Source organism: Telluria sp. Soil_C_11, assembly GCF_057657395.1.
Genome location: NZ_JBDGIN010000006.1, coordinates 213,032 through 226,351, shown reverse-complemented (window position 1 = coordinate 226,351; position 13,320 = coordinate 213,032). Strand labels below are relative to the sequence as shown.

The window sequence follows — 13,320 nt, the reverse complement described above, 5'->3', positions numbered from 1 at the left end:
GATTATTCCTTTTCGGTGATACGGCCGATCAGCTGGACCAGGATCTGGATCGACAGCAGCGTCATCCCGAACGCCATCAGCGAGTACGGGATCCACAGCGGCGGCGCCAGCGTCGACGAGGTGGTCTGGCCTTCGACCAGGGCTTCGTGGAACAGGGTCCACGATTTCCAGGAGAAGAAGGCGCAGAACAGGAAGGACAGCACGTCCACCAGGATCAGGCGGACGCGGTTCACGGCCGGCGAGAGCAGCCCGGCCAGCGCTTCGATGCCGATGTGGCCGCGGAACGACTGCACGTAGGCCGCGCAGAAGAAGGTGGCGCCGACCAGCATGAAGACCGCGGCCTCGTCCTGCCAGTCGGTGGCGACCTTGAAGAAGTAGCGCATCACCACCGAATAGCTCAGCACCAGGGCGGTGACGATCATCCCCACCATGGAGATCACCAGCAGCAGGTGGTTGATCCTGTTGAGGAGCACCGCCAGCGTGGCCGCCCCGCGGTGCGAGGGCAGTGCAGGCGCTTGCGGCGCCTGGGCCTCGTATCCGTGGGCGCTCATCACTTCACCTGTTCGGCGAGCTGCAGCAGCTTGGCGGTATTGGCGTTCTTGGCCGCGAAGTCCTTCCAGGCGGTGCGGCGGGCGATGTCCTGCCATTTCTTGACGGTGGCTTCGGTCAGGTCGACGGTCTTGGCGCCGGCCTTGGCGAATACCTTGGCGACTTCTTCGTCATCTTCCTTGGCTTCCTTGAGGGCGAACGCTTCCATCTCGGCGCCGACCTGCATCACCACGGCCTGCTGCTCCTTGGTCAGGCGGTCGAAGGCGGCCTTCGACATCATCAGCGGTTCCAGCATGAACCAGTAGGACTTGCCGCGGCCGGTGGTCAGGGCCTTCGACACTTCTTCCAGGCGGAACGAGATCAGCGAGGTCGAGGAGGTCAGGGCGGCATCCATGGCGCCGGTCTGCATGCCGGCATAGATCTCGTTCGACGGCAGGGTCACGACGGCGGCGCCGGCTTCCTTCAGGATCAGGTCCATCTCGCGCGAACCGCCGCGGATCTTCATGCCCTTCGCGTCTTCCGGCTCGACGATCGGCTTGCCGCGCGAGGCCATGCCGCCCGCCTGCCAGATCCAGCTCACCATCACCACGCCCTTGTCGGCCAGGATCTTGGTCAGTTCCTTGCCGACCGCGGCGTTCTTCCACGCGGCGCTCTGCTCATAGGACGTCACCAGGCCCGGCATCAGGCCGATATTCGTTTCGGGGACTTCGCCGCCGGCGTACGACAGCGGCACCAGCGACATGTCGAGCGCGCCCTTGCGCATCGCGGAGAACTGGGCATTGGTCTTCATCAGCGAAGAGCCGGGATAGATCTCGAACTTGACACCGCCCTTGGTGCGTTTTTCGACTTCGGCGGCGAACATGCGGACCAGACGGTCACGGAAATCGCCCTTGTCGATCGTGCCGCCCGGGAACTGGTGCGAAATCTTGATGGTCGTCTGAGCCCACACCGGAGCCGCCGCGGCCATGGCCATGCCGAATGCCAGAACACCCATGACGGTGCGTCGCTTGATTGCAATCATTGTGTATCTCCTCAGTTCTCTTCACGGGAACGCATGCTTGTGCATGCAAATTTTTTGTTTATGTATACAAGATGAACCAGAAAAAATACAATGTCAATCAGGTTAATATGATTTTTTTAAGCGGGACGCAGCGCCATGAAAAAGCTTTCTGATCAGCTACGCGAACAGATAGAAGAGAAGATTGCCACTGGAAAGTTACTGCCGGGGCAGCATCTGGACGAGACCGAACTGGCGAATGAATTCGGGGCCTCGCGTACCCCGATCCGCGAAGCCCTGATCCAGCTGGCCTCGGCCGGGCTGGTGCAGATCCGTCCGCGGCGCGGCGCCGTGGTGTCGACCGTGTCGCCGCACGAGATCGTGGAGATGTTCGAGGTGATGGCCGAACTCGAAGCCATGTGCGCGCGCCTGGCGGCGCGGCGCATGTCGCCCGCCGAGCACGCCAAGCTGCTGGAAGCGCACCAGGCCTGCAGCAGCGCCTACGAGGCGCGCGATCCGGATGAGTATTATTATCGCAACGAAGTGTTCCACCAGACGATCTTCGCGGGAAGCCACAACCACTTCCTGGCCGAACAGGCGCGCGCCCTGTCGCGCCGGCTCCGTCCTTACCGGCGCCTGCAGCTCAGGGTGCGCGACCGCATGAAGCACTCGTTCGGCGAGCACGATGCGGTGGTCAAGGCCATCATCGACGGCGACGGCCAGAAGGCGGCCGACTTCCTGCGCAGCCATGTGGCCGTGCAGGGGCAGCGCTTCACCGACCTGGTGGCTTCGCTCGAAGCGATGAACGCCGTGGCGGCCTGAAAGCCGGACCGGCCGCTGCCGCGGCGGGCATGGTCCCATCCCGGGGCCAGCCCGCAATGTCACACAACTGTTAAATTTCCGTCATCTGCCTGACATACGCCTCGACTATTCTCCCCAGCGATCGCCGCGCCTCCGGTGCGGTCCCACTGACCTGATCCTGGAGTGTTGACGTATGAATCCGAATACCGACCTGTCCCGCCGCCGCCTGCTTCGCCTGCTGGGCGCGACCCCCATGCTGCCGATCGGCGCCGCTACCGTGGGCGCCATGCTGGCCGGCTGCGGCGGCGGTGACGACAGCCCGGTGAGCACCGCGCCGACGCCCCCGACCCAGACCACGCCGCCGGTCACTTTGTCGAGCGTGTCCTTCGGTTCGATGAGCGCGCCAAGCCTGGCCGACGCCGCCGCGATGGCCACCACCTCGGTCGCTTCGACCATGACGGTCAACTTCAGCGACAGCAGCAAGCTCGATTTCAAGCTCTCGTACAAACCCTTCTTCATCACCGGCGACCTGGTCCCGAACGGCAGCGGCGGCACCATCCTGGCCGGCGGCTACTACGACATCACGAACCGCCCGATCATCGACACGACCGTGGCCGGCAAGGAGCGCCAGTTCTTCTCGGATTCGCCGGACGGCACTTCGCTGCTGACCGTGCCGAACGCGAAGGCGGCCGGCGTCGGGGCGGCCGGGCTGAAGGGCAATACCGTGTTCGCGGTGGTGCAGTTCGAGTACACGAGCTTCGCCCAGGACGGCGTGACCGGCATGTACGGCCAGCTGCCGTCGCCGATCGCGGTGCTGACCCTGGACCAGGATCCGGCCAACGGCAAGCTGACCCTGGTGAAGTACCACAACGTCGACACCTCGGGCGTGAACGGCCTGTGGATCACCTGCGGCGCCAGCCTGTCGCCGTGGGGCACCCACCTGTCGAGCGAGGAGTACGAGCCGAACGCCTTCACCGCGTCCACCGACGCCCAGTTCAAGGGCTTCAGCAGGAACCTGTACGGCAGCGAGACCATGGCCAATCCGTACAACTACGGCCACCTGCCGGAAGTCACCGTCAACCCCGATGGCAGCGCGACCATCAAGAAGCATTACTGCATGGGCCGCATCTCGCACGAGCTGGTGCAGGTGATGGGCGACAACCGTACCGTGCTGATGGGCGACGACGCCACCAACAGCGGCTACTTCGTATTCGTGGCCGACAGGGAGCAGGACCTGTCCTCGGGCACCCTGTACGTGGCCAAGGTCGGCGCCGGCTTCTCGCTGGACCCGGCCGCCGCCGCCGCGCCGCTCACCTGGATCAGGCTGGGCTCCGCCACCAGCGACGAGATCCGCTCGCTGGCCGCCTCGGTCAAGCCGACCGACATCATGGACGTCAGGACCGCCGACCCGCTGGACGCCACCTATACCAGGGTCGCCGCCAACGGCCGTACCGAGTGGCTCAGGCTCAAGTCGGGCATGGAAAAGGCGGCCGCCTTCCTGGAAACCCACCGCTACGCCGCCCTGGTGGGCGCCTCGATGGGCTTCACCAAGATGGAAGGCACGACCGTCAACCTGAAGGACAGGATCGCCTACTCGGCCCTGCAGAACTGCCAGAGCTCGATGGTGGCGGGGAATGCGCTGAACGTGCCGGGCAACGGCATCTCGATTCCGAAGAAGCTCGATGCCGGCGCGGTGATGATGCTGAACCTGAAGGGCGGCCAGAAGGACACTGCCGGCAATGCCATCGACAGCGAGTGGATGCCGGCCGACACCAGGGCCCTGCTGGTGGGCGAGGACATCGCCGCCGACGCGCTGGGCAATACCGCCAACCCGAACAAGGTCGGCAATCCGGACAACCTGAAGTTCTCGGAAAAGATGCGCACCCTGTTCATCGGCGAGGACAGCAGCCAGCACGTCAACAACTTCCTGTGGGCCTACAACGTCGACACCAGGCAGCTCTCGCGCCTGCTGTCGGTCCCGGCCGGCGGCGAATCGACCGGCCTGCACGCGGTGGACGACATCAACGGCTGGACCTACATCATGAGCAACTTCCAGCACGCCGGCGACTGGGGCGGGATCCATGCGGGCGTGAAGACGACCCTGGATCCGCTGATCCGGGCGAACTACAAGGACAAGTTCGGGGCGGCGGTGGGTTACCTGACCGGCGAGCTGACGCAGTTCAGGCTGGCGAAGGGGTAACCCTCCACACCGTCGTCCCCGCGCAGGCGGGGACCCAAGTGTTGCTTGCATTTCGATAGCGCATGCAAACTTGGGTTCCCGCCTTCGCGGGAACGACGTTTACAAGGTGGCACTTAGAACAGACCAGCGAATTCCCTGGTTGCGGCATATGCATCCGGCGCCGCATACACACTACTGATCGCCGCCACCATATCCGCCCCCAGCCCCACCAGCGGCCGCGCATTCTGCGGCGTCATCCCGCCGATCGCCACCACCGGCACCGCCAGCTGCGCCTTCGCCCGGGCCACGATGCTAGGTGGCGTGCTGACCTCGTACACCTTCACCTTCGACGGATAGAAGCCGCCGAAGGCCACATAGCTGGCGCCCGCGTCCTGGGCCGCCTGCGCCAGTGCGAACTGGCCGTAGCAGGAGGCGCCGACGATCCGGCCAGGCCCGAGCGCCGCGCGCACCGCGGCCACCGGCGCGTCGAGGCCGCCGACGTGCACGCCATCCGCGTCCAGCCGCAGGCACAGTGCGACGTGGTCGTTGATGACCAACGGCCGGTCGTGCCGGCGGCACAGGTCGAGCAGGGCGGCCGCCTGTTGTTCGCGCAGCGCTTCGCCGGCCGTCTTGTTGCGGTACTGGACCAGCGTGGCGCCGGCTTCCAGCGCCTGCCGGGTGACTTCCAGCAGCCGGCCGGTGTCGTCCCAGTCGGGGGTGACCAAATACAGTCCTCTCACTTTCATGCTCCTCGATGTTCGATACGGTGGGGGATGCGCTGGCCAGGCGCGATCGCATAGGCATCCGCCAGCGCCTGGTGGCAGAAGCGCTGGGCGCGGTCGAGCGCCTGGTCCATCGCATCGCCCAGGGCCAGGCGGGCGGCCAGGCTGGCGGCCAGCGTGCAGCCGCTGCCGTGGAATTCGCCGGGCAGGCGCGGCCAGCGCCATTCGCGCACGCCATCCCGGCTGTGCCAGCGGTTCACGACCTCGTCGCCATCGCCGTGGCCGCCGGTCACCAGCAGGTGGGGACAGCAGACAGGGCCAAGCGCCGCCGCTTCCGGCAGGTTCGGCGTCGCCACCGTCGCCACCGCCAGCAACGGCGCCAGTGCCGCCACGGCATCGCCGTGCGCGAGCGGGTCGCCGTGGCCGCTGGCCAGCACCGGATCGAGCACCACCGGCAGCGCCGGCTGGCGTTCGCGCAGCTGCCGGACGATGCCGGCGATCGCCCCGGCATTCGCCAGGCTGCCCGGAATGCCGAGCTTGACGGCGCGGACCGGCATGGTCGCGCCCAGCAGCGCGACCTGGCGCGCGAGCAGGGCGGCGTCCACCGGCACGACTTCGTGCACGCGCTCGTTGTCCTGCACCGTCAGCGCCGTCACGATGGACAGCGCATGGGCGCCCTGGGCCGCGATCGCCTCGATATCGGCCTGGATGCCGGCCCCGCCCGACGGGTCGAGGCCGGAAAACACCAGTACGCAGGGCCGCATCTCAATCAGCGCCACCGAGCCGGCCCGCCATCGGCGACGAGGGAGAGGCCGCGAAGCGCCGCGGCATCCGTCCCGCCAGGTGCGCCGCGCGGCCGGCCTCCACCGCCATGCGCATCGCGCGCGCCATGCGCACCGGCTCGCGGGCGAGCGCGATGGCGCTGTTCATCAGCACGCCGTCGCAGCCCAGTTCCATCGCCACCGCCGCGTCCGAGGCGGTGCCGACGCCGGCGTCGACCAGCACCGGCACCCTGGCCTGCTCGATGATGAGCGAGAGGTTCCACGGGTTCAGGATCCCCATGCCCGAGCCGATCAGGGACGCCAGCGGCATCACGGCGACAACGCCAATCTCCTCCAGCATCCTGGCCTGGATCGGGTCGTCGCTGCAGTAGACCATCACGTCGAAGCCGTCGCGCACCAGTTCCTCGGCGGCGCGCAGCGTTTCCGGCATGTTGGGGAACAGGGTCTTGTCGTCTCCCAGCACCTCGAGCTTGACCAGCTTGTGCCCTTTCAACAGCTCGCGCGCCAGCTGCAGGGTGTAGACCGCATCCTTCGCGGTGTAGCAGCCGGCCGTGTTGGGCAGGATGGTATAGCGCGAGGGCGGCACCACGTCCAGCAGGTTCGGCGCGTGCGGGTCCTGGCCGATGTTCACGCGGCGGATCGCCACCGTGATGATTTCCGCGCCGGCCGCTTCCGTCGCCGCGCGGGTCTGCTCCAGGTCGCGGTACTTGCCGCTGCCGACCAGCAGGCGCGAGCGGTATTCCTTGCCGGCGATGACGAGCGGCCTGTCGTTCATGTCATGCGCATTCATTTCATTCATATATCCTCCCGATGTTCATCCGCCGCCGATCGCGCGCACCACGTCGACCTTGTCGCGTGGCGCCAGCACGGTCCCGGACCAGCGTTCGCGCGGCACCACGCGGCGGTTCACGGCCAGCGCCAGCGCCTGGCCGGACAGGCCCAGCGCATCGACCAGCGCGTGCAGGGTGGCCGCTTCCGGCCGCGCCGCGTCCAGGATGTATGGCGCGCCGTTCAGTTCGAGCTCGATCTCCAGCATCCTCACTCCTTGTGATAGAGCTTGGCGCCCTTGCGCATGAACTCGACCGCCTTTTCCTGCATGCCGCCGGCCGCGTAGTCGCGCACTTCCTGCGTGATCTTCATCGAGCAGAAGTGCGGCCCGCACATCGAGCAGAAGTGGGCCACCTTGCTTGACTCCTTCGGCAGCGTCTCGTCGTGAAATTCGCGTGCCTTGTCCGGGTCGAGGCCGAGGTTGAACTGGTCTTCCCAGCGGAATTCGAAGCGCGCCTTCGACAGTGCGTTGTCGCGGATCTGGGCGCCGGGATGGCCCTTGGCCAGGTCGGCCGCGTGCGCCGCGATCTTGTAGGTGATGATGCCGTCCTTGACGTCGTCCTTGTCGGGCAGGCCCAGGTGCTCCTTCGGCGTCACGTAGCACAGCATCGCGGTGCCGTACCAGCCGATGTTGGCGGCGCCGATGCCGGAGGTGATGTGGTCGTAGCCCGGGGCGATGTCGGTGGTCAGCGGGCCCAGCGTGTAGAAGGGCGCCTCGTGGCACTGCTCGAGCTGCAGGTCCATGTTCTCCTTGATCAGCTGCAGCGGCACGTGGCCGGGGCCTTCGATCATGGTCTGCACGTCGTGCTTCCAGGCCACCTGCGTGAGTTCGCCCAGGGTGCGCAGCTCGGCCAGCTGGGCTTCGTCGTTGGCGTCGTAGATCGAGCCGGGGCGCAGGCCGTCGCCGAGGCTGAAGGCGACGTCGTAGGCCTTCATGATCTCGCAGATCTCTTCGAAATGCGTGTACAGGAACGATTCCTTGTGGTGGGCCAGGCACCACTTGGCCATGATCGAACCGCCGCGCGAGACGATGCCGGTGAGCCGGTTCGCCGTCATCGGCACGAAGGGCAGGCGCACGCCGGCGTGGATGGTGAAGTAGTCGACGCCTTGCTCGGCCTGCTCGATCAGGGTGTCGCGGTAGATTTCCCAGGTGAGTTCCTCGGCCTTGCCGTTCACCTTTTCGAGCGCCTGGTAGAGCGGCACGGTGCCGATCGGGACCGGGCTGTTGCGGATGATCCATTCGCGCGTCTCGTGGATATGCCTGCCGGTCGAGAGGTCCATGACCGTGTCGCCGCCCCAGCGGATGGCCCAGGTCATCTTCTCAATCTCGTCGCCGATGGAGGAGGGCGAAGAACTGAGCGCCGAGTTGCCGATGTTGGCGTTGATCTTCACGAGGAAGTTGCGGCCGATGATCATCGGTTCCGATTCCGGGTGGTTGATGTTGGCCGGCAGGATGGCGCGCCCGCGGGCGATCTCGTCGCGCACGAACTCCGCCGTGATCTCGTGCGGGATGGACGCGCCAAAGGCCTGGCCCGGATGCTGGCGGCCGAGCAGGGCCGCCATGCGCTTGCCGGTCGGGCCCGCGGCTTCCAGGCTGCGCAGGTATTCCTGGCGCCGCAGGTTCTCGCGGATGGCGACGAATTCCATCTCGGGCGTGACGATGCCCTGGCGCGCATAGTGCATCTGGGTGACGTTGCGCCCTCCGGCGGCGCGGTGCGGCTTGCGCTGCAGGTCGAAGCGCAGCTCGGCCAGCTTCGGATCCTGCAGGCGCTCCTGGCCGTAGCGCGAGGACGGGCCGGCCAGTTCGACGGTGTCGCCGCGCTCGCGGATCCACTGGCTGCGCGGGCAGGGCAGGCCGGAACGGATGTCGATGCGCACGTCCGGATCGGTATAGGGGCCGGAGGTGTCGTAGACCCAGACCGGCGGATTCGGCTCGGCGCCGAAGGACGCCGGCGTGGGCAACTGGTGGATTTCGCGCATCGGCACCCGGATGTCGGGGCGCGAGCCGGTCACGTGGACCTTGCGCGAATTGGGAAGCGGTGTCACGGCCGCGGCGTCGACGGTGGCGCTGGCGGACAGGAATTTCGGATCGGCGTTCAAGTGCACTCCTTGTATCACTGAAGATCGGCGATCCAGCGGAGGAGTGCAAAGGAGCGCAGGCTCGAGGGCATGCGCGGACTCTGTAGCTTCCCTTCGCTGGCATTATCCAGATCAGGTTCGGAGGGTATTTCTCACCCGCGCCCGGTCTGGTGTGACCGGCGCAGGACCCCTAGCGTTGTTGCCGCTTCTCGTGAAGCGACGGCGGGAGTGTACGTCGATTTTGGAGGAATGGCAAACTTGGTGCGATACTATCCGCCCCGAAGTCGAACCCGGTCCGCGATGCCCATCCTGTCCCAACTCCTCCTGTATCCGATCAAGTCCTGCGCCGGCTTCGCCGTCCAGGAAGCGACCCTGCTCGAATCCGGCCTGGCCGCGCAAGGCGTGCACGACCGCGAGTGGATGCTGGTGACCGAAGCCGGCCAGTTCCTGACCCAGCGCGAGTTCCCGCGCATGGCGCTGATCCAGCCGCGCCCTGGCGGCGGCAACCTGCGCGTGCGCGCGCCCGGGATGGGCGAGCTGCTGCTGCCGCTCGCCTGGCAGGACGACGCGCCCGTGCGCCAGGTGCAGATCTGGGACGACAGGGTGAGCGCGGCCGACTGCGGCGAGACGGCCGCCGGCTGGTTCGCCGAAGCGCTCGGCACGCGCGAGCCGGTGCGCCTGGTGCGCTTCCGCCATGACGTGGTGCGCCCGACCAGCGTCAAGTGGACTGGCGGCGTGCCCGCGCAGACCCGCTTCGCCGACGCCTATCCGCTGCTGCTGATCGGCCAGTCTTCGCTGGACGACCTGAACCTGCGCCTGCGCGCGGCCGGACGCGACGCGCTGCCGATGGACCGCTTCCGCCCCAACCTGGTGGTGGCCGGCATGGAAGCCTTCGAGGAGGACTACACGGCCTCCCTCGGCACCGGTGCGGCCGAGATCCGGCCCGTGAAACCCTGCGCACGCTGTCCGATTCCCGCCATCGACCAGGCCACCGGCGTGCCCGGCCCGGACCCGCTCGACATCCTGCAGACCTACCGCGCCAATCCGAAACTCGACGGCGCGGTCTGCCTGGGCATGAACTGCATCGTGTCGGCCGGCGCCGGCAGCGGGCTGCGCGTGGGGCAGGAACTGGCGGTCGAACTGGCATTCTGACAACGATTTCGCGCGGTTTCGATTTGCAATACGGCTGAGTTGGCGTAATGTATGGACTAATTGCTGAAAGGAATGTCCATGCACGAGCAGCAGGGCGCCAGTGTGCGCGAACTGATGGCCGAGAACGCCGCACTGCGCAGGCAGCTCGCCAGCCTGATCGACCAGGCCGAAAGCAACCACGCGATCATGATGCGGCACCAGGCCTTCGATCTCGAGATCGTCAGCGCGGGCAGCTTCCAGGAACTGGTCGCCACCATCTTCCGCCAGCTGCCGGTCGTCTCGAATCTCGACGTCGTGACCCTGTCGCTGGTCGACACCGGCGCCGACATCTTTACGGTCATGCACAAGCTGGGCGTGGACTTCGAGGCCCTGCCCAACCTGCTGTTCCATGAACATGCGGAGGAACTGGGCTTCGACCTCGAGCCCGGCCGCACGCCCAGGCCGCGCCTGCTGCCGTACCACCCGGTCAGCCACGCGATGGCCTTCCCGAATCCGCCCGCCGGGCTGGCCAGCGTGGCGCTGGTGCCGCTGATGCGCAACCGGCGCCTGATGGGCAGCCTGAACCTGGGCAGCCGCGACTTCAGCCGCTTCACGCCGCTGCTGGGCACCGATTTCGTCGAGCACATGGGGTCGATCATCGCGATCTGCCTCGAGAACGTGATCAGCAACGAGATGCTGAAGTACATCGGCCTGACCGATGCGCTGACCGGCGTCTACAACCGGCGCTACATGGACCGCCGCCTGGCCGAGGAGATCGCCCGCGCCCGCCGCCAGTCCTACGGCCTGTCCTGCCTGTACATCGACGTCGATCACTTCAAGCAGGTCAACGACAGCCACGGCCACCAGGCCGGCGACGACGTGCTGCGCGAAGTGGCGGCCCGCATCAAGGCCGAGCTGCGCATGTCGGACGCGCTGGGGCGTTTCGGCGGCGAGGAATTCGTGGCGCTGCTGATCGACGCCGACCTGGAGAGCGCCAGCCTGGTCGCGCAGCGCATCCGCGCCAGCGTGGCAGGCCAGTCCTTCCTGCTGGGAGACGGGCAGGGACTGGAGGTGACGGTCTCGGTCGGGGTGGCGGCGCTCGACGGCGTCGACCGCGAGCAGGCGGTCGAGGAAGTGGCGCACGAACTGGTGGCGCGGGCCGACCAGGCCCTTTATCGGGCAAAGGAAAACGGCCGCAACCAGGTGGTCGCGTTACCGTAACAGGCGCCCCTCGGCCCGCGTCACCGCCGTCCCGGTCCCGCGCAGCACCACCACGTCGCCGGCGCGCAGCTCGGTGTCCTGTTCCGGCTCGATGCGCTGGTTGCCGCGCCGGACCGCGGTCACCTCGGCGCCGACGTCGTCCAGCTCCAGCTCGCCGATGCAGCGTCCGACCGCGCCGGCGTCTTCGTTCAGCACCACCGAATGCAGGCGCACGTAGCTGTGTTCCGGGTCTTCCCTGACGTCGCCGGCGCCGTGGAAGAAGCCGCGCAGCGTGGCGTAGCGCTCGTCGCGCGCGGCCTGCACGCGGTGCACCACGCGCCGCAGCGGCACCCCCATCACCACCAGCGCGTGCGAAGCCAGCATCAGGCTCGATTCCAGCGCTTCCGGCACCACTTCGGTGGCGCCGGCCTTTTTCAGGACATCGAGTTCGGTGTCGTCGTGGGCGCGCACGATCACCGGCAGCTCCGGCGCCAGCTCGTGCACCAGGTGCAGCACCTTGAGCGCCAGGCGCGTGTCGGCGAAGGTGATCACCAGCGCGCTGGCGCGGTTGATGCCGGCCGCGATCAGGGCTTCCCTGCGCGCGCAGTCGCCGTAGGAGACGTTGGCGCCGGCCGCGCGCGCCTCCTGGACCCGCTCGGGGTCGAGGTCGAGCGCGTACCAGGGCAGCTTTTCTTCCGACAAAAGGATCGCCAGGCTCTGCCCGCTGCGCCCGAAGCCGGCGATGATCACGTGCTTCTGCGCGGCCATCGTGCGGCTCGCGAGCTGGGTCAGTTGCAGCGACTGCAGCATCCATTCGTTGGAAGCCATCTTCATCACGATCTTGTCGCTGTTGGCGATCACGAAGGGCGCGAGCAGCATCGACAGCACCATCGAGGCCAGCACCAGCTGGATCAGGAAGGGGTCGATCAGCTTCGAGCCGGAGGCCAGGTTCAGCAGCACGAAGCCGAATTCGCCGGCCTGGGCCAGCGCCAGGCCGGTGCGCATGGCCACGCCGTCGGACGAGCCGAAGGCCTTCGCCAGCGCGGCGATCAGGGCGAACTTGAGCAGCACCGGCCCCACCAGCAGGAGCAGCACGATCCACCAGTGGCGCGCCACCAGCTCCAGGTTGAGCAGCATGCCGATGCTGATGAAGAACAGGCCGAGCAGCACGTCGCGGAAGGGCTTGATGTCCTCTTCCACCTGGTGCTTGTACTGGGTCTCGGAGATCAGCATGCCGGCCACGAAGGCGCCCAGGGCCATGGAAAGGCCGGCGCGCTCGGTGATCCAGGCCGCGCCCAGCGTCACCAGCAGCAGGTTGAGCATGAACAGCTCCTGCGAGCGGCGCTTGGCGACGATGGTGAACCACTTGCGCATCAGCTTCTGGCCGAAGAACAGCAGCAGCGCCAGCACGGCGGCGGCCTTCACCGCGGCCCAGGCCAGGTTCATCGCCAGTTCCTCGGGCGGCCGCGCCAGCGACGGAATCAGGATCAGCAGCGGCACCACCGCCAGGTCCTGGAACAACAGGATCCCGATGATGCGCCGTCCGTGCTCGCTCTCGAGTTCGAGGCGTTCGGTGAGCAGCTTGGAGACGATCGCGGTGGAGGACATCGCCAGCGCGCCGCCCAGCGCCAGCGCGGCCTGCCAGCCGATGTTGAAGGGCGCCGGCAGGCGCGGCGTGAGCAGCGCGGTCAGCACCGTGATCAGGATCGTCAGCGCCACCTGGGCCAGTCCGAGCCCGAACACGATGCGCCGCATCGCCTTGAGCTGGGCCAGCGAGAATTCGAGGCCGATCGAGAACATCAGGAACACCACGCCGAATTCGGCCAGCGCGTGGGTGGTGGGGCCGTTGTCGGCCAGCTGCAGGGCATGCGGGCCGATCAGCACGCCGACGGCCAGGTAACCCAGCATCGGGGGCAGGTGGAGCATCCGGAACGCGACCACGCCGAGGACAGCGCTGCCCAGCAGTAAAAGGGTTAGTTCAAGGCCGGAAGTCATTCGCGAATGTCGTTTTTATCCCGTAAATATGTCGAAACCTCATGAAACCTGCTGCGC

12 protein-coding genes and 1 riboswitch are annotated in these 13,320 nt (G+C 67.0%); of the genes, 4 read left to right on the top strand and 8 right to left on the bottom strand.

Features of this window, described 5'->3' with window-relative positions:
• Positions 1 to 2 precede the first annotated feature (2 nt).
• Together AC3A6M_RS12755 and AC3A6M_RS12750 are read right to left on the bottom strand one after the other, a co-directional pair.
• Positions 3 to 551, bottom strand: a complete 549-nt coding sequence (locus AC3A6M_RS12755; RefSeq protein ID WP_487853098.1) for a TRAP transporter small permease — start codon at positions 549 to 551, stop codon at positions 3 to 5.
• Positions 551 to 1,570, bottom strand: a complete 1,020-nt coding sequence (locus AC3A6M_RS12750) for a TRAP transporter substrate-binding protein (RefSeq protein ID WP_487853097.1) — start codon at positions 1,568 to 1,570, stop codon at positions 551 to 553. The genes AC3A6M_RS12755 and AC3A6M_RS12750 overlap by 1 nt, the downstream gene beginning before the upstream one ends.
• A gap of 135 nt (positions 1,571 to 1,705) precedes the next feature.
• Between AC3A6M_RS12750 and AC3A6M_RS12745 the strand changes: the two genes are divergently transcribed.
• The gene (locus tag AC3A6M_RS12745) at positions 1,706 to 2,368 is read left to right on the top strand and encodes a GntR family transcriptional regulator (protein ID WP_487853096.1); all 663 of its coding nucleotides are present in this window, start codon (positions 1,706 to 1,708) and stop codon (positions 2,366 to 2,368) included.
• Between the two features lie 172 nt (positions 2,369 to 2,540).
• Positions 2,541 to 4,547, top strand: coding sequence for a PhoX family protein (locus AC3A6M_RS12740; RefSeq protein WP_487853095.1), 2,007 nt, complete (start codon positions 2,541 to 2,543; stop codon positions 4,545 to 4,547).
• Positions 4,548 to 4,660: 113 nt separating this feature from the next.
• Here AC3A6M_RS12740 and thiE read toward each other — a convergent pair whose 3' ends face one another.
• From thiE to thiC, 5 genes are read right to left on the bottom strand one after another with little or no spacing between them, the layout of a single operon-like run.
• The gene (gene thiE, locus AC3A6M_RS12735) at positions 4,661 to 5,266 is read right to left on the bottom strand and encodes a thiamine phosphate synthase (RefSeq protein WP_487853094.1); all 606 of its coding nucleotides are present in this window, start codon (positions 5,264 to 5,266) and stop codon (positions 4,661 to 4,663) included.
• Positions 5,267 to 5,268: 2 nt separating this feature from the next.
• On the bottom strand, positions 5,269 to 6,012 hold the full coding sequence (gene thiD, locus AC3A6M_RS12730; RefSeq protein WP_487853093.1) for a bifunctional hydroxymethylpyrimidine kinase/phosphomethylpyrimidine kinase: 744 nt from the start codon (positions 6,010 to 6,012) through the stop codon (positions 5,269 to 5,271).
• A gap of 1 nt (position 6,013) precedes the next feature.
• Complete coding sequence (locus tag AC3A6M_RS12725; RefSeq protein ID WP_487853092.1) at positions 6,014 to 6,829, bottom strand: thiazole synthase; 816 nt, start codon at positions 6,827 to 6,829, stop codon at positions 6,014 to 6,016.
• A 15-nt stretch (positions 6,830 to 6,844) separates the two neighbouring features.
• On the bottom strand, positions 6,845 to 7,066 hold the full coding sequence (gene thiS, locus AC3A6M_RS12720) for a sulfur carrier protein ThiS (RefSeq protein ID WP_487853091.1): 222 nt from the start codon (positions 7,064 to 7,066) through the stop codon (positions 6,845 to 6,847).
• 2 nt (positions 7,067 to 7,068) lie between these two features.
• Entirely contained in the window at positions 7,069 to 8,958 is a 1,890-nt protein-coding gene (thiC, locus tag AC3A6M_RS12715) for a phosphomethylpyrimidine synthase ThiC (protein WP_487853090.1), read from the bottom strand.
• A gap of 71 nt (positions 8,959 to 9,029) precedes the next feature.
• A riboswitch (TPP riboswitch) is annotated at positions 9,030 to 9,139 on the bottom strand.
• 98 nt (positions 9,140 to 9,237) lie between these two features.
• On the opposite strand from thiC, the gene AC3A6M_RS12710 reads away from it, so the two are divergent.
• A complete protein-coding gene (locus AC3A6M_RS12710) occupies positions 9,238 to 10,089 on the top strand; it encodes an MOSC domain-containing protein (protein WP_487853089.1) in 852 nt (283 codons plus the stop codon).
• A gap of 78 nt (positions 10,090 to 10,167) precedes the next feature.
• Positions 10,168 to 11,289, top strand: coding sequence for a GGDEF domain-containing protein (locus AC3A6M_RS12705; protein WP_487853088.1), 1,122 nt, complete (start codon positions 10,168 to 10,170; stop codon positions 11,287 to 11,289).
• Here AC3A6M_RS12705 and AC3A6M_RS12700 read toward each other — a convergent pair.
• Complete coding sequence (locus tag AC3A6M_RS12700; RefSeq protein WP_487853087.1) at positions 11,281 to 13,263, bottom strand: monovalent cation:proton antiporter family protein; 1,983 nt, start codon at positions 13,261 to 13,263, stop codon at positions 11,281 to 11,283. The two genes, AC3A6M_RS12705 and AC3A6M_RS12700, sit on opposite strands and share 9 nt — an antisense overlap.
• Positions 13,264 to 13,320: the final 57 nt, after the last annotated feature.

Coding starts and splice junctions, on each gene's coding strand:
- AC3A6M_RS12710 (WP_487853089.1), top strand. CDS start 9,238: ATGCCCATCCTGTCCCAACTCCTCCTGTATCCGATCAAGTCCTGCGCC.
- AC3A6M_RS12705 (WP_487853088.1), top strand. CDS start 10,168: ATGCACGAGCAGCAGGGCGCCAGTGTGCGCGAACTGATGGCCGAGAAC.
- AC3A6M_RS12755 (WP_487853098.1), bottom strand. CDS start 551: ATGAGCGCCCACGGATACGAGGCCCAGGCGCCGCAAGCGCCTGCACTG.
- thiD (WP_487853093.1), bottom strand. CDS start 6,012: ATGCGGCCCTGCGTACTGGTGTTTTCCGGCCTCGACCCGTCGGGCGGG.
- AC3A6M_RS12725 (WP_487853092.1), bottom strand. CDS start 6,829: ATGAATGAAATGAATGCGCATGACATGAACGACAGGCCGCTCGTCATC.
- AC3A6M_RS12700 (WP_487853087.1), bottom strand. CDS start 13,263: ATGACTTCCGGCCTTGAACTAACCCTTTTACTGCTGGGCAGCGCTGTC.
- AC3A6M_RS12740 (WP_487853095.1), top strand. CDS start 2,541: ATGAATCCGAATACCGACCTGTCCCGCCGCCGCCTGCTTCGCCTGCTG.
- AC3A6M_RS12750 (WP_487853097.1), bottom strand. CDS start 1,570: ATGATTGCAATCAAGCGACGCACCGTCATGGGTGTTCTGGCATTCGGC.
- AC3A6M_RS12745 (WP_487853096.1), top strand. CDS start 1,706: ATGAAAAAGCTTTCTGATCAGCTACGCGAACAGATAGAAGAGAAGATT.
- thiS (WP_487853091.1), bottom strand. CDS start 7,066: ATGCTGGAGATCGAGCTCGAACTGAACGGCGCGCCATACATCCTGGAC.